The following is a 17,185-nucleotide window of genomic DNA, read 5'->3' as shown; positions in this document are numbered from 1 at the left end:
AAATTTGCACAAGAAAGGGGATTCTTCGCCCCTCCGGTCAAACGACAAAGCCCCCCAACCTGTGTCACCGGCTGACCGGCACAGGATGGGGGGCTTCTCTTTTACTTGGGGTAGTGGGGCCCAGTTTGCCGGCGAAGCCATTGGCTGGCCTCCGCTCGGCGGCGGAACACAAAGACCGTCTTTCCCGCCTGGTACCGTTCCAGAAGGGCGTAGATCTGCGGCAGCTGCGTCTGTGGGAAGTCCTCGATGCACTGCCGGAACTCCGGGTCAAAGGCCTCCTCCACCCAGGGGAGATCTTCACGGGGCATGCCGATGCGGGATGCGGCTCCCCTCAGGCAGACCGAAGGGGGATAATCCAGCAGGAATACCGTGTCGCAGTGCCGCAGCCGGAGCTCCAGCGTGCGCAGATAGTTGCCGTCCACGATCCAGCGTTTCTGGCGGAGGATCTCGGACAGACGCGCGTCAAATGCGGAAGGGGAGATCTGCGTCCCATCCGGCCGGTGCCAGATCTGGTCCAGGTAGTAGAGAGGCAGGCCGGTCAGATCCCGCAGGGCCCGGGCAAAAGTGCTCTTTCCCGCACCGGGGCAGCCAATCACCAGAATCCGCTCCATCACCTCACCGCTTCCTCGTCCCCGGCCTTGAAGTTGTAGATGGGGCGGATGATTTTTACCACATCCGCGGTGGGGCCGATGTTGTCCAGAATATCCTGCATCCCCTTGTAGGCCATGGGGCACTCGTCCAGGGTGGCCTTGCTCACCGAGGTGGTGTAGACCTCTGCCATCTGCTTTTTGAACTCGGACACGGTAAAGGACTGTTTGGCGTCCGCCCGGCTCATCAGGCGGCCTGCCCCGTGGGGGGCGGAGCAGTTCCAGTCCTCGTTGCCCTTGCCGACACAGAGGAGGCTCCCGTCCCGCATGTTGATGGGGATGAGCAGCGGTTCCCCTGCCTTGGCGGACACGGCCCCCTTCCGCAGGATCATGGCGTCGGTGTCGATATAGTTGTGGATGGTGGTGAACTGCTCCTCCACATGGAGCTTCATGCCCTTGATGATCTCATCCATGATGGCCTGCCGGTTGAGCATGGCAAAGTGCTGGACGAGCTTCATATCGTGGATGTACTGCTCAAACAGCGCCCCGGACACATAGGCCAGGGCCTTGGGAATACTGGTCTGCTTGAGATTCTTACGCTTTTTCAGCTCTTTCTGAATCTCCTTCTCCCGGCCCTCCGCCTTCATCTGGGCGACCAGGGCCTGGAGAGAGGCGTCGTCCGTGTGGTTGAGGACCTTGTAGCCCTCTTCCTGGTAGTAGCTGGCCACCTCCACGCCCAGATGACGGCTGCCCGAATGGACCACGAGATAGAGGTTTCCCTCGTCATCCCGGTCCACCTCGATAAAGTGGTTCCCGCCGCCCAAGGTGCCGATGCTCTTTTCCGCCCGCAGAAGGTCCACGTGGCGGGCACAGCACAGCTCACCCAGGTCGATCTCACTGCAATAGCGGTGGGCCTTGTCCCGGATGGAGAAGCCGGAGGGGATCTTCTCATAGATCAGCTTGTCCAGCTTTTGGAGCTCCAGCCGGCGTTCCCGGATGCGCACGGTCTCCATGCCGCAGCCGATGTCCACCCCCACCAGATTGGGCACCACCTTGTCGGTGATGGTCATGGTGGTGCCGATGGTGCACCCCGCGCCGGCGTGGATGTCGGGCATGAGCCGGATGCGGCTGCCCGCCGCAAATTCCTGATTGCACAGCTCCTGGACCTGTGCGATGGAGGCGCTGTCCACCACGTCGGTGAAGATCTTGGCCTCGTTGTATTTTCCTTTGATTTCGATCATGATAACCTCGCTGAATGGTGTTCGTTGTGATTCGATCGGTACCGCAGAGCTTGTCTGCGGCATGCGTCAACCCCGGCGGATCTGCCCTCACAGCGTCAGCAGACAGCGCCAGAGGCTGGACACGATCAGCACGATCCCCAACAGGAAAAAGATCGCCCGCCGGGAGCCGCGGCTATAGCGATGGGATTCGGGCTTGCCGGTGGGATCGCAGAGCCAATTCCAATTCAGAATGGCGCCGAGCAGCAGCAGTATGCCAATCGCCAGGGAAATCAAGTACCAATGCTCCCGCAGTATGGCTGGAAACTTCGCTCCTTCCATTTGGCGTTCCTCCTTACGCAAACAACACTCCAGGTGCAGCAGCCAGGGCAAAGGGCATTTCTCTTGGCGAGTGGAGAAAGCCCCCCTGCCACACGGCCGGGCAGATTTCGTTTTTTCATGACATGGGGAGGGGAATCGGAGATCCTGCTTCAAATCCATCATACATAATTTTATGGAAACCATCAACTGAAAGTTTTGTTCCTGCACCCCTGTGCTGGCAGAAAAGAGAACAGAGAGGGGGCTGATGCACCGCACCAGCCCCCATTCCAATCTTTTATGTTCTTATCCCTGCGCCGCCGGTACGCTGCGTTTGACTTGCAGAAGCAGCAGCACCAGACTGACGCCCAGCAGGATATGGCCGATCCCGGCCATGCCGGAGATGGCCGCGTTCACGCCGGAGGAAAGGGTGTTTCCCAGCACCTGGATCACACCCCGGACGGCCAGCATCACAGCGGTCAGATTCAGACCCACGTGATAGACGGCCAGTACCTGCCCGGTGGCGGCTCCCGTGAAGGAAAAGTTTTTCTCCAGCACAAGCAGCAGCAGGAAAAACACCATACCCAGAAGGAAGTAGTGGGTATGTACCATGGAGAGGGTCGTTCTGGCGGTAAAGCCGTTGAACTTGGTAAACTCCCGATAAAATACGCCGCCCACCATGGCGAGGATGGCGTACACCAAAGCCGTGTTGCTATATCGTTTCATACCGGATTCTCCTTTATTTGCACTCCTGCTTCATGGCAAAGTACCCGATGAGCACCGTCCAGACATAGGCGCAGGTCTTGGGGATCATCAGCATCCCGATCATGGGGATGGCGTCCGCCCACAGCACCACCGGGATGTAAAAGCCGAAGCTCAGCACGATGGTCAGCCACATCCAGCGGAAGGCCCGGTCCCCCTGAGCCTTGGCGCTGCGGTAGAAGAGCACGATCACCAGAAGGCCCAGCAGGGCAAAGGGAATGTTGCGGTAGATGCCCCAGGAGAGGGGCGCGTCGGCGCTGAGCCACTGGTTCTGGGGCATCATGCACAGGAAAATTCTAAGCCCCGCCAGGACGTACACCGCGGCGGTGAGGCCACTCTGTCCCTGTACGCGGTACCGCTGCCGCCACACATAGTAGAGCAGGACATAGAAGATGGTCATGGTGACCGAGGTGATCCATTTGCCCAGCCCCAGCGGAACGGTATAGTGCTCCAGGCCCGTGGTGCACAGAGCCACCGCACGGGGGATCAGATGAAAGGCGTCGCCCGCGCCCAGCACCACCGCCATGAGACCGAACAGCCGGAATTGACGATTTCCCTTGCTGCCCTGGATCATCCGGACCCCGATGGTAATGACGGAGATCAGATAGACGGCATCAAACAGTGTTTCCATAATTGCCTGCATGGTTTATTCTCCTTTTTGCTCCATATTGTTTTTTGCAGGGGATGCGGCAAAGACCGCCTTGCCGAAGTTTCGGCCGAACAGCAGCCCGGCCAGCAGAAGGGCCGCGCCCAGTCCGGTATAGAAGACGGCGATAAACCGCTCCGGGGCCAATCCGCTCACGCGCAGGCCGATGCCGCCGGTCATCATCACCGCCATGATGGCGAAGGCCTTTCCGTCAAAGAATTTCAGGAAGAAGTGCCGCTCCTCCAGGTAGGAAATGATCCTGGCCGTGTGCTTTTTCACCAGCTTTCCGAAGATAAACCGCTGGAACACGACAAAAACCAGCACAGACAGCAGATAATTCACCACCGTAAGATAGGGCGGATAGGCCATCAGACCGATGCGGAGAATATTGAAGCCCGCCGCGCTCCACACCAGACAGGCGAGCAGCAGCAGCGTATTCCGTTTTACTTTCATTTGGGTCCTCCTTTTGGTGAACGATGTTCAATTTCGTGGATATAAAATTCCCACGGCAGAGTGGGAATTTTAATAGAGGGTCCTGCGGACGATCTCCAGTACCGGCGCAGGGTCGTAATCCTGCCGCAGCAGGGCGGACAGCATCAGAGAGAACAGGAGGTCCGCAAATTTCTCCGCGGTAAAGGCCTCGGTAAAGGCGTCAGGACGGACTCTGCGGTCCCGCCGCAGGACGGAACACAGCCCCGCTAAAATATGCTGCCAGGTCTGCTGCATCCGTCGTTTTCCATCCGATTTGTCCTCGCCCAGGAAGCCCAGGGAGTGGAGGGTGAAAAAACCAGGATACTCGTTGCAGCCGTACTCCATCCGCCCGTACAGCCAGGTAATGCAGGCCTGGGTGTCCTGAAACACGGCCCCGTCCTCCGGACGGTGGAAGATCTCACACCAGACGCTCTCCACCGTGGCGCCCATCAGGGCGGCCTTGGAATCGAAATAGTTGTAAATGGATCCAACCGATACTCCGCAGGCCGCCGCCACCGAGCGGATGCTGATCGCCGACCAGCCCTCCCGGCGGATCAGCTCCCGGCTGGTCTTCAGGATCTCCTCTTTGGATGTGACAATGGTATTCATCCGATCACCTCAATATGAACACTGTTCATTATAGCGGTTTGGGCGCTCTTGTCAAGGATTTTCCGTTCCGGCGCTGTCTGGGGATGTTGACGGTGGAGAAGCAGGGGTATACAATGGAGAAAAACAAGGAGGGATATTCCATGGAAGAAGTCTACAAATTCCTGAAAACCTGCGGCACTTATTATCTGGCTACCATGGACGGAGATCAGCCTCGGGTACGCCCCTTCGGCACCGTGGATCTGTACCAGGGCCAGCTCACCATCCAGACTGGACGGAAAAAGGATATTGCGCGGCAGATGCTGGAAAATCCGAAGGTGGAGATCTGCGCCTTTGATGGACAGCGTTGGTTGCGTTTGGCGGCTAAGGCTGTGGAAGTGCCCGAAGTGGCGGCTCAGGAACATATGCTGGATGCCTATCCCGATCTCCGCGCCATGTATGCCCCGGGTGACGGGAACACCATGATTTTTGCCCTGACGGAAGCCACTGCGACCTTCTCTTCCTTTACCGAGCCCAGCCGCACGGTTACCTTCTGATCATTCTCACCATCCAGCCGGCACTGCGAGTTGCAGTGCCGGTTTTTTATACTGTCCGAGGGCCAGAACCAATCTGGTTGTCAGGGGTAAGTGCGTATGGTATGATGAAAGCACAAAATGGAGGGAGGTATTTTTATGCCCCGCACCGATGTAACACAGATGCCCTTTTCCAAGCTCTATCCGCTCCTGGTCAATAAGGCCGGGAAGAAGGGCCGCAGCAGGGAAGAGGTAGACCAGGTGACCGCTTGGCTCACCGGATACACGGCCGAGGAGATTGCCCGGCTGGAGGAGTCCGACACCAGCTATGGGGACTTTTTCCGCAACGCCCCCGCTCTGAACCCCAACCGTACCCTCATCACCGGTAAGGTGTGCGGCGTCCGGGTGGAGGAGATCGAGGACCCCCTGATGCGGGAGATCCGGTACCTGGACAAGCTGGTGGACGAGCTGGCCAAGGGAAAATCCATGGAGCAGATTTTGAGAGCATGATGGTTTGACGGGCGATGCCGAACCATCCGCACAGGAGTGTACAAGAATGAAAGAAATCAGAAAAAAACGGGCGGTTGCCACCCCAGGATGCCGGAGGAAGGATGTGATCGAAACATAAGAAAGGATGACAGGCATGCATCAGATACCAGACCCCAATCAGGTCTTTCCAAATGAATATAAGACCTCCTGCTTTATCAAAAATGTGGTCAAGGCCCCCAATATCTCCATCGGGGACTATACCTATTACGACGATTCGGAAGACCCAACCGGATTCGAACGGAACAATGTGCTCTTTAACTACCCGGAGTTTGGGGACCATCTCATCATCGGGAAGTTCTGCGCCATCGCCTCGGGCACAAAGTTCATCATGGGGCCGGCCAACCACCGCATCAGCAGCGTTACGACCTATCCATTCCATGTGTTCGGCGGAGCTTGGCAGGAGAACACCCCGCCCCACCTGGACCAGCTCCCCCGAAAAGGGGATACCGTGCTCGGAAATGACGTCTGGATCGGGCGGGAGTGCGTCATCATGCCGGGTGTCCGGATCGGCGACGGCGCGATCGTGGCCGCCTGTTCCGTGGTGGTCCGGGACATCCCGCCCTACACGGTGTTTGGAGGAAATCCGGCGAAGTTCATCAAGAACCGGTTTGACGAGGAGTTGACCGGCCTGCTGCTGCAATTCCGGTGGTGGGATCTGGAGCCGGAGGAGCTGGTGGAGGTCCTGCCCCTGCTGTGCGATCCGGACCTGGAGAAGGTCAAGCGAGAGATCCGCGCAAGAGTTCGCACGAAGTAACATGAAATAAGCCTGCGGGCGAGCCATCAAACAAGAGACTCCCTCCATCCTGTGACAGCCTATGGGCCGCACAGAATGGGGGAAGTGTATTTTTCACATCTGGCCCTTCCACACCCGGGCGAGAATGTCCTTGAGCACCAGTAAGGCGTCGGTGTGATTGTAGCCGTAGTCTACCCGCAGCTGGGTGAGCATCTCCTGCAGGGCGGGGGCATAGTCGTTGATGCGCACCCTCTGATGGTAGGTGGAGAGCACCGGGTACTTCTTGCTCCACACCTTGTTCCAGTCGATCCGGGCCTGGGCCTCGTCGCTGACGCTGTCGATCATCTGCTGGGCCTGCTGCTCGTCAAAGTCGTACTCGATCAGCTCGTCCAGGGTCATGTGGTAGAGCATGGCCAGCCCCTTGGACTGGCGGATGTCGGGCAGGGTCTCATTGGTCTCCCACTTGGAGATGGTCTGGCGGCTCACCCCCAGTTTTTCGGCCACATTTTCCTGCGACAGCCCGCTCTTTTTCCGGGCGTGGTATAAGCTGCTTCCCAAACTCATGGCATGTTCCTCCTGCGTTCCGGTTTCTGCATTTCAGTATACCGTCCGGGCGGCCAAAAATCTACCAGGGAAAGCGGTCACTTTCGCCCGGATTCCTGACATTTTCTCCAGCTGTGTGCTATACTGAAGAAAAGCAGACTGGGAGGGATGTGTATGACAGACGAGGCATATCAGGCCGCTGCCCGCTATTGGGAGGAAAAGGACGCGGTCAGCGTCCGGATGGAGCAGGGCAAACTGCGGGCCATGGTGGAGGAGTATATCCAGTCCAACAACACCTGTGCCCTGGCCACCGGGACCGGGGACTATGTGCGCTGTACCCCCATTGAATACAGCTGGCACGACGGCGCTTTCTGGATGTTCAGCGAGGGAGGGAAAAAGTTCATCGGCCTTCAGAGCAACCCCCATGTGTGCCTGGCCATTTATGACCGGTATGAGGGCTTTGGAAAGCTCCATGGGATGCAGGTGATGGGCCTGGCCGAGCTGGTGGAGCCGTTCAGCGAAGCCTACAACGCCCACGCCACATGGAAAAAGCTCTCCCTGGAATTTCTGCGCAAGCTGGAGAGCCCCATGCACCTGATCCGTGTCCGGCCCACCCGCATCGAGTGTCTGTTCTCCGACTTCAAGGAGCTCGGGTACGCCCCGCGGCAGACGTTGCTGCTGGACGGGACGATCCTGGAATGAAAATAGAGCGCCCGGAGTTTTCAAGCTCCGGGCGCTTTTTGTGTGGTCAAATGGGATTTCTCATTTCACTTCATGGGGAATGATGACCTTTTCCACCTGAATCTTCCCGTCCGTCAGCTCCGCCATCATCATGGTGATCTCCTGATGGAACCGCCGGGGACCGCAGGAGCCGGGATTGAGCCAGAGAATACCGTCCCGCTCCTCCTGCACATACTTGTGGGAGTGGCCAAAGACCACCACATCCACGCCGGAAAGGTCCGCCGGGACCTCTTTCTTGTTGTGGACCATGGCAAAGGTCACGCCGTCCAGGGTCACGGTGAGGTCGTGGGGGATGTGCTCGGCCCACTCCTTGTCGTTGTTGCCCCGGACGATGTAGAGAGGGGCGTATTGCCGCAGCTCGTCCACGATACTGGGCTTGTTGATGTCGCCGCCGTGGAGAATGACGTCGGCGGTTTTCAGATGTTCTACGACCTCAGGCCGCAGCAGGCCATGGGTGTCGGATAGAATGGCAAGTTTCATGCGGTTTCCTCCCATCACGGCTCGATGCGGCGGATCTGCGCGAGATCACCGCTGCACAGGGCCTCCAGGTTCCGGAAGATTTTTTCCGCATCCCAGTCCCACCAGCGGAGCTTCCGCAGGTAGTCGGTCAGCTCCGGGTCAAAACGGGGGCGGATCACCCGGCAGGGGTTTCCGGCCGCGATGGTGTAGGGCGGGATGTCGCCGGCCACCACGGAATTGGCCCCGATGATGGCCCCGTCGCCGATGTGGACGCCGGGCAATACAGTGACATTCTGCCCCATCCACACGTCGTTGCCCACCACGGTATCCCCTTTGAAGGGCAGCTCGTCCAGGGTGGGCGTGCACTTCTCCCACCCGTGGGCGAAGATGTTGAAGGGGTAGGTGGTGACCGAGGCCATGCGGTGGTTGGCCCCGTTCATCACAAACTCCACCCCCTTGCCGATGGCACAGAACTTTCCGATGATCAGCTTGTCCCCGATGAAGTCATAGTGGTGGGTCACATGGGCCTCGAAGTCCTTGCCTCCGGTGGCTGCGTCGTCATAATAGGTGTAGTCGCCCACCTCGATATTGGAGCGGGTGATGACATTCTTGATGTAGCAGACGCTGGGAATGTGTTCGTTGGGGTGGACAGCATCCGGGTTCGGTCCAAACATCGTATAACCTCCTCAGTCTGCATCCTCGTCCAGGGCCTCCACCAGGAAGCTCACCGGACGGAAGCCGTCGTTGCAGGAGAGCATGGCGGATTTGGGGTTCTTCATCCAGCCATCGTAAAAGTTTTCCGCGCCGTGGCTCAGGGCCAGCACAAACGGGGAGAGGGTGTCCCAGGCGCTGGGACAAAAGCCCTTCGGCCTCTCCCAGCCGTTGGCAACGAAGGTCTGCCCCACCGCCATGTCACAGGCGTGGGAAATGGGGTTTTCATATTGGGCCATCAGGTCCTCATAGCGGGTGATGCGCATGACGGTGATTTTACACTTTTTCATATGAGGATGCCCTCGCAGTGGTCGATCTCGTGCTGGATGATCTGGGCCGTCCAGCCGGTAAAGGTTTTCAGCCGCTCCTGGAACTTCTCATTCTGCCAGCGCACCTTGATGGACTTCCAGCGCTTGGCCGGGCGGGTGCCGGTGAGAGAGAGGCAGGCCTCCTCCGCGTCGTAGGGACCGGATTGTTTGACGATCTCCGGGTTGAACATGACCATATAGGTACCCTCGTTGTCGAAGGCGATGATGCGCTTGTTCACGCCGATCATATTGGCCGCCATGCCTACGCAGCCCGCTTTGTGGTGCTCCAGGGTCTCCAGCAGGTCGGCGGCGACGGGCAGGTCCGCCGGCGTGGCAGGTTCCGCCTTTTGGGCCAGAAAGGTTTCATCCTTGCAGATATCTCGAATCATACTTGCTGCTCCTTCTTTGCCTTATTGCAGAAATTATAGCACAGCAGGCGGGGAAATGCCATGAGGAAGGATGTGTTTGCCCCGCAAGAAGAATTCGATGGCGGCTTATGTACGCAGCCGGAAGGTCTGCGGAGCGAATTTGTAGACCAGGATACAGGCAACCATGGAGTACAGTACGCAAAAGACGATGCAGGCCACGCCGAACACCAGTAAGGGAAGCCGGAGATCCATCATGAGATAGCACACCACATAGGTCAATACCATTGCGATGCGGTAGGTCCCGCTTTTCATCTCGGTTCCCGCTGTGTAGGGCTGCAGCAGGTAGTAGAGGGTCAAATAGTGGATGGAGAAGAAGAGGCTCATGGACAGAATGGAGGCCAGAAGCACCACATAGTTGAGGGGATTGTCCGTCCCGCCGGAGGCGTAGAGGATCAGGACGAGCCCCACGCCGAGCACCAGGGCGGGAACTGCGTTGATCTTCATGATCTCCCGCAGGCGGATCTGAAAGAGCTTGAGGATCGATCCGGGCTGCTTGTAGAAGGAGTAGGTCAGCAGACTATGGTCGCAGTTCATAAAGAGGGCCTGCGTAAAGCCGGTACCCCGGTTGATGAAATAGAGAATGAAGGCGAAGTAGGGCAGCCAGGTCATCCCGGACTGATGGATGTTGGCCTTGGCCTCTGGGAGCAGCTCCATGAGCAGCAGTACCCCGCAGCAGAGCACCGCGCAGATACCGGCGATGCGCAGAGAAGAGCGCCATAAAATCTTCCGGTGCCGCTGGATGAACAGCTCGTTGAGGTACTCAAAACCCACTTTCTGGCTGGTGATGGAGGTATCCGCGGAGATGGCCTTCTCGCTGGCGGCTTTGGTGGCCTTCTTGGCCGAGTCCATCTGGGTGGGCACCTGGGAGAGAAGCTCCTGGTTGATCTCCCGGTAATACCGGAAGTTCACCACCTGGCGCAGGCTCACCAGGCCTGCCGGGATCCAGATCAGAAACAGTCCGGCGGAAACGGCCAGGGGCAGGACGAACCCGAGAGCGGGCGGCAGATAGGCCAGTACCAACAGCACTCCCGTCAGCAGCCAGACAAGTTTCTGAAGCTTATTTTCCTTGTGGACGGAGCCGTTTTTCTCATAATCCCGCAGGGAGTAAGCGGCCACGGACAGCTTGGCCCCTGCGACACAGAAGGGAAGCAGCAGGCACAGCCACAGGGGGACACCCCGCTCCAGCCCGAGTAGAAGGGTGAAGGGAAGGAAACCCACCACCGTCTTCAGGAGCGCATAGCCGTAATGGACCAGTGTGTAGGAGCGGGCATTCATCCGCAGGAGGATCATGGCGTAATACTTGTCCCGGGTGGGCACAAAGAGACTGGTGTTCATATAGGAACCGATCAGCGTCAGAAAGAGCAGAATGTGCAGAAAGGAGAGCGGGGACGGCACATTCTGATAGAGAAGTCCCAGACCCCATACCATCGCCAGAAAGTAGAGGGCCTTAAAGAGAAAAATGGAGACCAGCTCCCAGAGCAGGGACAGGACATTGGCAAAGATCTTGAGTCCCCGGACCTGATACAGGGCGGCGGGGAGGAGGGATTTGAGCAGCGGGATCTGCCGCAGGGAATAGAGAATGCTGTTGACCCGATAGGTGTTTTTCAGAGAAAAGGACAGCCGCAGTGTGTTAAGCATAGGTTTCCTCTTTCAGCGCTGCAATGATTCGTTCTTTGAATTCCCGATCGTCCAGATTGGACTTCTCCACCACTTCCAGGGTTCCGTGACTGAGCAGCACGATCTCGTCACAGAGGTCCAGGGCCAGATCCAGAATGTGGGTGGAGAAAAGGGTGATCCGGCCGTCCTTCAGGGAGCGAAGCAGCTGCTTCATCTCCTCAGCCACCACCACATCCAGAGAGGTCAGCGGCTCGTCCAGCAGCAGGATCTTGGGCTGGGCGATGATGTTGACGAGCATCTGCATCTTGTTCTTCATGCCGTGGGAATAGTCCTTGAGGAGCTTATCCCGGTCCTCCGGCGCAATGCTCATCCAGTCAAAGTACTCATCCAGGGACTTGGGACTTTGGATGGAGGCCCTGTTGATGTCCAGAAAGAACTTTAAAAACTCCCGCCCGGTCAGAAATTCGGGGACCGTGGGGGTGGAGAGCACATATCCGATGTCCTCCGCCGCCACATCCCGGCGCACCCCGTCCTCCTCCAGGTAAAAGGTGCCGCCGTCTGCTTTCATATCCCGGTTGAGACAATTGAAAAGGGTTGTCTTGCCGGCGCCGTTCCGCCCCAGCAGGCCGTAGATCTTCCCCTCCTGAAAGGTAAAATCAATATCCCTCAAAACCGTTTTTAGCTCAAAGCGCTTTGAGAGGTGTTCAATGACAAAGTTCATGGATCTCTCCTCGTTCTATTGTATTCCGATCAACGGACCGATTCACTGGATGCGAAAACCGCTGGCCCCTTTCTGAAAGACATATTCCATCTTGTCTTTACGGGTGGCAAATTCCAAACGCTCATATCCCATTTCCTCGTGAAAGGATACGATGTGGTTTGTCCAGTCGATCCAGAGTACGTGAAGCTTCTGTGCTCCTGCGTCGTCGTCCATCGGGTTGTCGATCCTTCTTTCAAACTGTTTCATATGCGGTCCGCTCACATGGGTACACTGTCTACCAGGCGTGTGATTTCCTGCTGGAGACTGTCCCGCTCCGCGGTGGCCTGGTCCATCAGAGTCTGTAAATGGCCCAGTACGCCGCAGATCTGATTTCTGGTATCCTGAATCTGGGCCTGGGATTGATGGATCTGATCCAGCACGGCCCAGTCGGTAAAGAGACCGTCAAAAAAGTAGTCGGCCATCCGCAGAAAGCCGTCGATACTGACCTGAAAATCGGCGGTGATGGTCACATCGGCCAGCTCCGTCTTGAAATGGCGCAGTTGAGACTGAAGAGATTCCACAGATGCCTGGGCCTTATCCAGATGGTCGTGCTTTGCCAGGTCGGCGAACAGGCCGCCGCCCACCAGATCCCAGGTGCCCCAGCTTTCCGCGCTCTGCAGGCTGTCGGCGATCTGGTCCGCAGTGACCAGCGCGGCCTGCCCGGCGGCACAGGCCTCTTCCAGTTCCCGCACCTGGCTCTCCAGATAGGCCGACCGCTCCTCCAGGGTCAGGATCTCTTCCGCCGTGTTGCCGCCGGCCGCTTTGACCGCCTGTGTTTTTTCCTGCCGCAGGGAGGCATAGCGCTGCTCGCAGTCCCGGAGGGAATCCAGCTCCTCCTCGGACCTGCGCAGATCGCACTTAACCCCGTCCAACTCCCGGACGGCGGCGTCGTATTTGACCCGGGCGGCGTAGGCCTCCCGCTTTTCCTGGGTCAATTTCTCATCCATTTTTCCGATGACTTGGTAGAAGAAGGCGGAAAGGCTCCGCCCTTCCAGGCGGTCCACATCCGCCTGTTCCTCCCGGCATTGCTGCTCCAGCTCCTGAGTCCGGGCGGTATACGTATCCCGCTGAGCACGCAGCTCTGCCACCGTGGCTTCCAGCTTCTTTTTTCGGGCGCACTGGGCCTGCAAAGCGCGCAGCTGTTCGTCATAAGGACGCATACTCTTTGCCTCCTTTCCCCGATACACACAGATCTCATCTCTCATTATCAAACCCTCCCAGTTTGCAAAAAAGGGCTTCACAGCACGGTGAGGACCTCTGTTTGGAGATGGGAGTGGATAGAAGGTGGAAGCCGCTTTTTCAGGGCGGCTTCCACGCCCAAGGACTGCGCATAAGCCGGATCGTTCCGGAGTCGCTCCATCAGACGGAGTGCCAGAATCCGCGCTTTTGTGTCCATTGGGATCACCTCGCTGTACATGGTCTCAGAGTGCTGCCCCTCTGCTTATGGGGATATTTTACCATTCCGTCGGAGGAGCGACCAGGACAGATACAGCAAAATAGGAGCGCCTATTTCCACTGCGGCAGCAAATTGTTTCGCTTAATTTTCCTCGGTTTCCAGTCGTTCCTTGCAGGCATGGTACTGCTTGGCATCAATGGCACCGGTGGCCAGCATCCGCTCCGCCCAGAGCTGCAGCGTCTCCACTGTGATGGAGATGCGCTCCAGCTCTTTCTGGATGAAGATGAAGTCTGTCAGCTCATCCTCGCTGATCATGCCGTCCGCCGTGATCTCAATGAGCCGCTCTTTGCGCTTGTTCATAGAGTTGAGAGAGGCCAGCATTTCCAGAACGATCTGGGACAGGTCCTTGATTTTTACTTCCGGCACATACTGCTGCCCGATGGGGCACTGGTTGGCACAGTAGTAGTTGCAGAGGCTGGGCTGTTTGTACTTATCCGCCATGACCAGCACTTCATCCGGGTGAGGCAGGCAGCGCTCGTTCTCGATCTTCTCGATGCGCTCGGGCGCAAGGGATTCCAAAAGTTCGCTGGCTGCTTCCCGGGTCAGGTGCAGCTCCTCCCGTGTTTTGTGGTAAATATTCTTATTCTCTTTCGTGGATACTCTCGCCATAACCGTCATCCCACCCTTATATATTCTCGTGGTCATTATACGGTTTTCCGACGAGAAAGGCAATTCCGGAAAAGTATCTTCTTGAAGAAAGCAGTCGGTTGCCTCGTACAGTTCGGTCCGCAATGCCTCCCTATCTCTGTCCATCGTTTTGATCCCCTTGTCCTTGGAGGTCATACAGGGGATCTTGGGCGAAATCTGCCGTGGCGGTGACGCAAATGGGGCGGGAGTGGGTGTTATACTCGTCCAAATCATGAAGGTTTACGCTGTCGCGGACACTGCACTCCAGCCGGATAGCGGCCAGGTCTGTGATCACATCAGTGGCGAATTTCCTCTTTTTTAGTGTGCAACAAACAAAAGGTCCGGCCTATGTCGATTCATAGGCCGGACCTTACAAGTGTTTTATAGTACAAGAAAAGTACAGCTGCCCGGTGCAAGCCAAACAGTTCCCTGGGGTTGCAGATCCGGTGTAAGTTTAGGAATACCGCAGGTGCCTGAAATGGTTAATTCTTTCCCATTCAGTAGCATCGTAGAAGAACGCATCGTTTGGGCGTGCAGCGTGTAGCGCAGGGCTTCTTTGGGAATCGTCACACAAATGGTATCCGTGAGGGAATTGTTGATGATCAAATATACCACCCCGCAGGCTCCGTCTTTTCGAGAATGACAGTAAATATGGATATTTTCCCGGTTGAGCTCCCTACAATCATATACGGCAGTTCCCATCAGCCGGTTCCAGAGCAGGACGGCGAAGTAATTGGGGCGGGGTAAAAAGGTGCCGTGTTCCAGAAAACCATAGTCGGAAGAGGCCAACGTGTTGTGGAAGATAACACCATTGGTAATGGTGCCATAGCTGCCCAGTTCGTTCAGCGTACGCAGAACGTCCAGATAAGTGGAGGCCCAGGTATCTCCGCCTCCACCGGCATCGCCGGATTCTGTAACCCACATTTGCCCGCCGGGGACAAATCTGTCCCTGAGTGCTGTATGGGCTCTGGCACAGTCCGGAGCCACGGCCAGATATGCATCGCTGTGAGCCAAATGGGCGGGCCAGTGGGCGGCTGGCATGGTCCCGGCGATCCGCTCAGAGACACCATTGTAATAGTGATAACTGAACACATCCAGAGGAATTTGAGTACCTGCCAGCAGCTCTTCTGTGGTACAGGTCTTGGTCATACTGGCGATTCCGGCCCCGAACCCTTTGTTCTCCGCACCTGCGGCAGCAGGGTCTCCGGTGGTACATGGGCCGACCAGAAGACAGTTGGGGTAATGGGAGCGAACCCATCTATATAGAATATCCTGGTCCCGGGCATAGTCCGCGGCGGTATAGCCTTGGGGCGCGCCGGACAGCTCCAGTATATTTGGCTCATTCATAAATTCCACGGCATCAATATCTACACCGTATTGATGGCTGAAGTCAAAGATCTTCTTTGCCTGGGTCAGATCCAGCGGTCCCCCGTTGGGGTGATCGCCAGTGCAGTTGCTGACCGAGATCAGCAGCTTGGCGCCGACATACGACGCAAAATCCAAAACCCCCATCCACTGTTCGCGGGTCAGGACGCTGCTATAACCATCCGGTGCCTTCCCCTTGGTCACATCCTCAAAGTCGTAATAGGTTTTGGTGGCCCATGTGCCGGACACACGGATCCAGGCAGGACCCAGTGCCTTGGTAAGCTCCCGCAGCCGCTTGTTATGCAGATCGATGGGGGGATAATACTCCATCAGCTCCGGCATGGCGGTCACATCGGTGAACGATGTGACCGAGGGAAACTCCGCTGTACCGGCAATCTGTTCCTCCGTATAGGACTTCCAGAAGGTTCCGCCGCTCACCTCTGTCATCTCAATGTTATAGGACATCAGCCGCTTGTCTAGATGGCGCATCAGATGGGACGGATAAACGGTCAAAGAGATGCTTTCTTGTGGACTTTGCTTCTCATTTTTCATACCTTTATACACTCCTTTGTTTGAGAACGATTGACATCTTCTTTGACGAGACGATACAAAGCTGCGGCCAGAGGAACGCACAGCAGCATTCCTGGAATCCCCATCAAGCCGCCGCCCAGTGTGACGGCCGTCAGCACCCAGATAGCTGGGAGTCCCAAGGAGGAGCCGACGACGCGGGGATAAATAAGATTTCCTTCCAACTGCTGCAATACAACAATAAAAATGAGAAAAATAATTGCTTTGACCGGTGAGACTGTAAGGATCATAAACGCACCTATGCCCGCGCCGATATAAGCGCCTGCCACAGGGATCAGAGCAGTAAAGGCAATGACAGCCCCCGTCATGGTGGCATAGGGAAGATTTAGAACCAACATACCAGCGGTGCAGAGCGCGCCCAGGATAACAGCTTCGGTACACTGACCCAAAATATATTTATGAAATGAGTCGTTAAGAACGGAGAGGACGTATCGCATCTTGACATAGATGCCTGGCTTTACATACCGCAGCATCAGTCGATGAAACTGGCTTCCCAGTTTTTCTTTCCCCAGCAGTAGATAAATGGAGAAAATCAGGGCAAGCAGCAGAGTTACGGCACCGGAGAATACAGAGACGGCTGCGCTGACGGCCGCACCCATGACGCTGCTGATGCCAGAGGTCAAAAAGGTGATTATCTGCTGGGCCTTTGCTCGCCAATCCACTGTTTGCAAGGAAGCCAGGATGTTCTCTGGTACTATGTTTTTGGTCTCCAGCCATGCAAGCAGGTTGTTGATGGCTGTGGGGACTTGTCCCGCCAACAGTTTGATGCAGGAAACCAGTTCCGGGATCACCAGTTTGACAATGAAAATCAGAAGAATAGCCAGGGTAAGAAAAGCTGCCAACATACATACCGGACGGCGGCTTTTGATCAGAGCGGAATTGGGGGACCGAGGAAAGTAATGTGCTTCATAGAAGCTCATCAAAATGTTAATGGCATATGCAAGAACACAACCTAGCAGCAGCGGTATGGCGGCCTGAAGCAGGTTTTGAAACAAATCAGCAAAAACAGACCAATAGGTAATACATAGGTACAAAAGAAACGCTGCGATACCGATTCTGGCACAGGACTTCCAGTCAATATACATAAGCAGCACCCCCCTGTACATTGGAAGTGAACTGAATCGGATCAAGCAGGAGAATGCCCATAATCGATTCTACGATATATAAGACAGCGTGGGCTG

The 17,185-nt window shown here is 56.6% G+C and carries 24 protein-coding genes; 4 read left to right on the top strand and 20 right to left on the bottom strand.

Translation table 11 applies throughout. The annotated features are described in order from the left end of the window. Positions 1 to 101 precede the first annotated feature (101 nt). The 7 genes from INF37_RS11390 to INF37_RS11360 form a co-directional block, all read right to left on the bottom strand. Complete coding sequence (locus tag INF37_RS11390) at positions 102 to 611, bottom strand: P-loop NTPase family protein (protein WP_193538511.1); 510 nt, start codon at positions 609 to 611, stop codon at positions 102 to 104. After that, positions 611 to 1,828, bottom strand: coding sequence for an RtcB family protein (locus INF37_RS11385; RefSeq protein WP_101692970.1), 1,218 nt, complete (start codon positions 1,826 to 1,828; stop codon positions 611 to 613). Before INF37_RS11385 ends, INF37_RS11390 begins: the two co-directional genes overlap by 1 nt. An 87-nt stretch (positions 1,829 to 1,915) precedes the next feature. Next, the gene (locus tag INF37_RS11380) at positions 1,916 to 2,146 is read right to left on the bottom strand and encodes an Imm17 family immunity protein (protein ID WP_101692971.1); all 231 of its coding nucleotides are present in this window, start codon (positions 2,144 to 2,146) and stop codon (positions 1,916 to 1,918) included. A gap of 282 nt (positions 2,147 to 2,428) precedes the next feature. Next, positions 2,429 to 2,848 carry a DUF2871 domain-containing protein gene (locus INF37_RS11375; protein ID WP_193538399.1) on the bottom strand — a complete coding sequence of 140 codons (420 nt, stop codon included), beginning with the start codon at positions 2,846 to 2,848 and terminating at the stop codon, positions 2,429 to 2,431. A gap of 13 nt (positions 2,849 to 2,861) precedes the next feature. Further along, positions 2,862 to 3,527: a hypothetical protein gene (locus INF37_RS11370; protein ID WP_186963610.1), complete on the bottom strand. Its 666-nt coding sequence runs from the start codon at positions 3,525 to 3,527 to the stop codon at positions 2,862 to 2,864. A gap of 3 nt (positions 3,528 to 3,530) precedes the next feature. Continuing rightward, on the bottom strand, positions 3,531 to 3,983 hold the full coding sequence (locus INF37_RS11365; protein WP_193538397.1) for a hypothetical protein: 453 nt from the start codon (positions 3,981 to 3,983) through the stop codon (positions 3,531 to 3,533). A 69-nt stretch (positions 3,984 to 4,052) separates the two neighbouring features. Beyond that, positions 4,053 to 4,610: a TetR/AcrR family transcriptional regulator gene (locus tag INF37_RS11360; RefSeq protein ID WP_193538395.1), complete on the bottom strand. Its 558-nt coding sequence runs from the start codon at positions 4,608 to 4,610 to the stop codon at positions 4,053 to 4,055. 140 nt (positions 4,611 to 4,750) lie between these two features. On the opposite strand from INF37_RS11360, the gene INF37_RS11355 reads away from it, so the two are divergent. The 3 genes from INF37_RS11355 to INF37_RS11345 all read left to right on the top strand — a co-directional run bounded on the left by INF37_RS11355 (position 4,751) and on the right by INF37_RS11345 (position 6,422). Next, a complete protein-coding gene (locus INF37_RS11355; protein ID WP_101693970.1) occupies positions 4,751 to 5,143 on the top strand; it encodes a pyridoxamine 5'-phosphate oxidase family protein in 393 nt (130 codons plus the stop codon). Between the two features lie 135 nt (positions 5,144 to 5,278). Beyond that, on the top strand, positions 5,279 to 5,629 hold the full coding sequence (locus INF37_RS11350) for a DUF2200 domain-containing protein (protein ID WP_101692976.1): 351 nt from the start codon (positions 5,279 to 5,281) through the stop codon (positions 5,627 to 5,629). Between the two features lie 133 nt (positions 5,630 to 5,762). Continuing rightward, positions 5,763 to 6,422, top strand: coding sequence for a CatB-related O-acetyltransferase (locus INF37_RS11345; RefSeq protein WP_101692977.1), 660 nt, complete (start codon positions 5,763 to 5,765; stop codon positions 6,420 to 6,422). Positions 6,423 to 6,515: 93 nt separating this feature from the next. Here the strand turns inward: INF37_RS11345 and INF37_RS11340 are convergent, their stop codons facing one another. Next, positions 6,516 to 6,965, bottom strand: a complete 450-nt coding sequence (locus INF37_RS11340; RefSeq protein ID WP_193538393.1) for a helix-turn-helix transcriptional regulator — start codon at positions 6,963 to 6,965, stop codon at positions 6,516 to 6,518. 153 nt (positions 6,966 to 7,118) lie between these two features. Here INF37_RS11340 and INF37_RS11335 point away from each other — a divergent pair, with 153 nt between their 5' ends. After that, a complete protein-coding gene (locus tag INF37_RS11335) occupies positions 7,119 to 7,646 on the top strand; it encodes a pyridoxamine 5'-phosphate oxidase family protein (RefSeq protein WP_193538391.1) in 528 nt (175 codons plus the stop codon). A 60-nt stretch (positions 7,647 to 7,706) separates the two neighbouring features. On the opposite strand, the gene INF37_RS11330 is transcribed toward INF37_RS11335, so the two are convergent. From INF37_RS11330 to INF37_RS11270, 12 genes are all read right to left on the bottom strand, one after another. After that, on the bottom strand, positions 7,707 to 8,165 hold the full coding sequence (locus tag INF37_RS11330; protein WP_193538389.1) for a metallophosphoesterase family protein: 459 nt from the start codon (positions 8,163 to 8,165) through the stop codon (positions 7,707 to 7,709). A gap of 14 nt (positions 8,166 to 8,179) precedes the next feature. Then, positions 8,180 to 8,818 carry a Vat family streptogramin A O-acetyltransferase gene (locus tag INF37_RS11325; RefSeq protein ID WP_193538387.1) on the bottom strand — a complete coding sequence of 213 codons (639 nt, stop codon included), beginning with the start codon at positions 8,816 to 8,818 and terminating at the stop codon, positions 8,180 to 8,182. Positions 8,819 to 8,830: 12 nt separating this feature from the next. Next, positions 8,831 to 9,145, bottom strand: a complete 315-nt coding sequence (locus INF37_RS11320) for a TIGR04076 family protein (RefSeq protein WP_193538385.1) — start codon at positions 9,143 to 9,145, stop codon at positions 8,831 to 8,833. Continuing rightward, complete coding sequence (locus INF37_RS11315; RefSeq protein WP_101692983.1) at positions 9,142 to 9,552, bottom strand: peptide deformylase; 411 nt, start codon at positions 9,550 to 9,552, stop codon at positions 9,142 to 9,144. The genes INF37_RS11320 and INF37_RS11315 overlap by 4 nt, the downstream gene beginning before the upstream one ends. Positions 9,553 to 9,657: 105 nt before the next feature. Then, positions 9,658 to 11,229: a hypothetical protein gene (locus tag INF37_RS11310; protein WP_193538383.1), complete on the bottom strand. Its 1,572-nt coding sequence runs from the start codon at positions 11,227 to 11,229 to the stop codon at positions 9,658 to 9,660. Further along, positions 11,222 to 11,929, bottom strand: a complete 708-nt coding sequence (locus INF37_RS11305) for an ABC transporter ATP-binding protein (RefSeq protein WP_101692985.1) — start codon at positions 11,927 to 11,929, stop codon at positions 11,222 to 11,224. The genes INF37_RS11310 and INF37_RS11305 overlap by 8 nt, the downstream gene beginning before the upstream one ends. Before the next feature lie 42 nt (positions 11,930 to 11,971). Beyond that, positions 11,972 to 12,175 carry a hypothetical protein gene (locus INF37_RS11300; protein WP_193538381.1) on the bottom strand — a complete coding sequence of 68 codons (204 nt, stop codon included), beginning with the start codon at positions 12,173 to 12,175 and terminating at the stop codon, positions 11,972 to 11,974. An 11-nt stretch (positions 12,176 to 12,186) separates the two neighbouring features. Next, positions 12,187 to 13,128, bottom strand: coding sequence for a hypothetical protein (locus INF37_RS11295; RefSeq protein WP_193538379.1), 942 nt, complete (start codon positions 13,126 to 13,128; stop codon positions 12,187 to 12,189). 77 nt (positions 13,129 to 13,205) lie between these two features. Beyond that, positions 13,206 to 13,364: a hypothetical protein gene (locus INF37_RS11290; protein WP_193538377.1), complete on the bottom strand. Its 159-nt coding sequence runs from the start codon at positions 13,362 to 13,364 to the stop codon at positions 13,206 to 13,208. Between the two features lie 141 nt (positions 13,365 to 13,505). Further along, the gene (locus tag INF37_RS11285; RefSeq protein WP_193538509.1) at positions 13,506 to 14,033 is read right to left on the bottom strand and encodes an XRE family transcriptional regulator; all 528 of its coding nucleotides are present in this window, start codon (positions 14,031 to 14,033) and stop codon (positions 13,506 to 13,508) included. Positions 14,034 to 14,432: 399 nt separating this feature from the next. Next, positions 14,433 to 15,968, bottom strand: a complete 1,536-nt coding sequence (locus INF37_RS11275) for a glycosyl hydrolase family 79 N-terminal domain-containing protein (RefSeq protein ID WP_207730488.1) — start codon at positions 15,966 to 15,968, stop codon at positions 14,433 to 14,435. After that, on the bottom strand, positions 15,965 to 17,089 hold the full coding sequence (locus tag INF37_RS11270) for an AI-2E family transporter (protein ID WP_193538375.1): 1,125 nt from the start codon (positions 17,087 to 17,089) through the stop codon (positions 15,965 to 15,967). The genes INF37_RS11275 and INF37_RS11270 overlap by 4 nt, the downstream gene beginning before the upstream one ends. Positions 17,090 to 17,185 lie beyond the last annotated feature (96 nt).

The sequence above is a fragment of the Pseudoflavonifractor gallinarum genome (assembly GCF_014982855.1).
GTDB classification, from domain to species: Bacteria; Bacillota; Clostridia; order Oscillospirales; family Oscillospiraceae; genus Pseudoflavonifractor_A; species Pseudoflavonifractor_A gallinarum.
The sequence above is the reverse complement of the archived record's forward strand: the minus strand, read 5'-3'. Positions and strand labels throughout refer to the sequence as shown.

Coding starts and splice junctions, on each gene's coding strand:
- INF37_RS11295 (WP_193538379.1), bottom strand. CDS start 13,128: ATGCGTCCTTATGACGAACAGCTGCGCGCTTTGCAGGCCCAGTGCGCC.
- INF37_RS11390 (WP_193538511.1), bottom strand. CDS start 611: ATGGAGCGGATTCTGGTGATTGGCTGCCCCGGTGCGGGAAAGAGCACT.
- INF37_RS11385 (WP_101692970.1), bottom strand. CDS start 1,828: ATGATCGAAATCAAAGGAAAATACAACGAGGCCAAGATCTTCACCGAC.
- INF37_RS11305 (WP_101692985.1), bottom strand. CDS start 11,929: ATGAACTTTGTCATTGAACACCTCTCAAAGCGCTTTGAGCTAAAAACG.
- INF37_RS11270 (WP_193538375.1), bottom strand. CDS start 17,089: ATGTATATTGACTGGAAGTCCTGTGCCAGAATCGGTATCGCAGCGTTT.
- INF37_RS11365 (WP_193538397.1), bottom strand. CDS start 3,983: ATGAAAGTAAAACGGAATACGCTGCTGCTGCTCGCCTGTCTGGTGTGG.
- INF37_RS11335 (WP_193538391.1), top strand. CDS start 7,119: ATGACAGACGAGGCATATCAGGCCGCTGCCCGCTATTGGGAGGAAAAG.
- INF37_RS11300 (WP_193538381.1), bottom strand. CDS start 12,175: ATGAAACAGTTTGAAAGAAGGATCGACAACCCGATGGACGACGACGCA.
- INF37_RS11340 (WP_193538393.1), bottom strand. CDS start 6,965: ATGAGTTTGGGAAGCAGCTTATACCACGCCCGGAAAAAGAGCGGGCTG.
- INF37_RS11320 (WP_193538385.1), bottom strand. CDS start 9,145: ATGAAAAAGTGTAAAATCACCGTCATGCGCATCACCCGCTATGAGGAC.
- INF37_RS11325 (WP_193538387.1), bottom strand. CDS start 8,818: ATGTTTGGACCGAACCCGGATGCTGTCCACCCCAACGAACACATTCCC.
- INF37_RS11285 (WP_193538509.1), bottom strand. CDS start 14,033: ATGGCGAGAGTATCCACGAAAGAGAATAAGAATATTTACCACAAAACA.
- INF37_RS11370 (WP_186963610.1), bottom strand. CDS start 3,527: ATGCAGGCAATTATGGAAACACTGTTTGATGCCGTCTATCTGATCTCC.
- INF37_RS11310 (WP_193538383.1), bottom strand. CDS start 11,229: ATGCTTAACACACTGCGGCTGTCCTTTTCTCTGAAAAACACCTATCGG.
- INF37_RS11380 (WP_101692971.1), bottom strand. CDS start 2,146: ATGGAAGGAGCGAAGTTTCCAGCCATACTGCGGGAGCATTGGTACTTG.
- INF37_RS11345 (WP_101692977.1), top strand. CDS start 5,763: ATGCATCAGATACCAGACCCCAATCAGGTCTTTCCAAATGAATATAAG.
- INF37_RS11375 (WP_193538399.1), bottom strand. CDS start 2,848: ATGAAACGATATAGCAACACGGCTTTGGTGTACGCCATCCTCGCCATG.
- INF37_RS11330 (WP_193538389.1), bottom strand. CDS start 8,165: ATGAAACTTGCCATTCTATCCGACACCCATGGCCTGCTGCGGCCTGAG.
- INF37_RS11350 (WP_101692976.1), top strand. CDS start 5,279: ATGCCCCGCACCGATGTAACACAGATGCCCTTTTCCAAGCTCTATCCG.
- INF37_RS11355 (WP_101693970.1), top strand. CDS start 4,751: ATGGAAGAAGTCTACAAATTCCTGAAAACCTGCGGCACTTATTATCTG.
- INF37_RS11315 (WP_101692983.1), bottom strand. CDS start 9,552: ATGATTCGAGATATCTGCAAGGATGAAACCTTTCTGGCCCAAAAGGCG.
- INF37_RS11290 (WP_193538377.1), bottom strand. CDS start 13,364: ATGGACACAAAAGCGCGGATTCTGGCACTCCGTCTGATGGAGCGACTC.
- INF37_RS11275 (WP_207730488.1), bottom strand. CDS start 15,968: ATGAAAAATGAGAAGCAAAGTCCACAAGAAAGCATCTCTTTGACCGTT.
- INF37_RS11360 (WP_193538395.1), bottom strand. CDS start 4,610: ATGAATACCATTGTCACATCCAAAGAGGAGATCCTGAAGACCAGCCGG.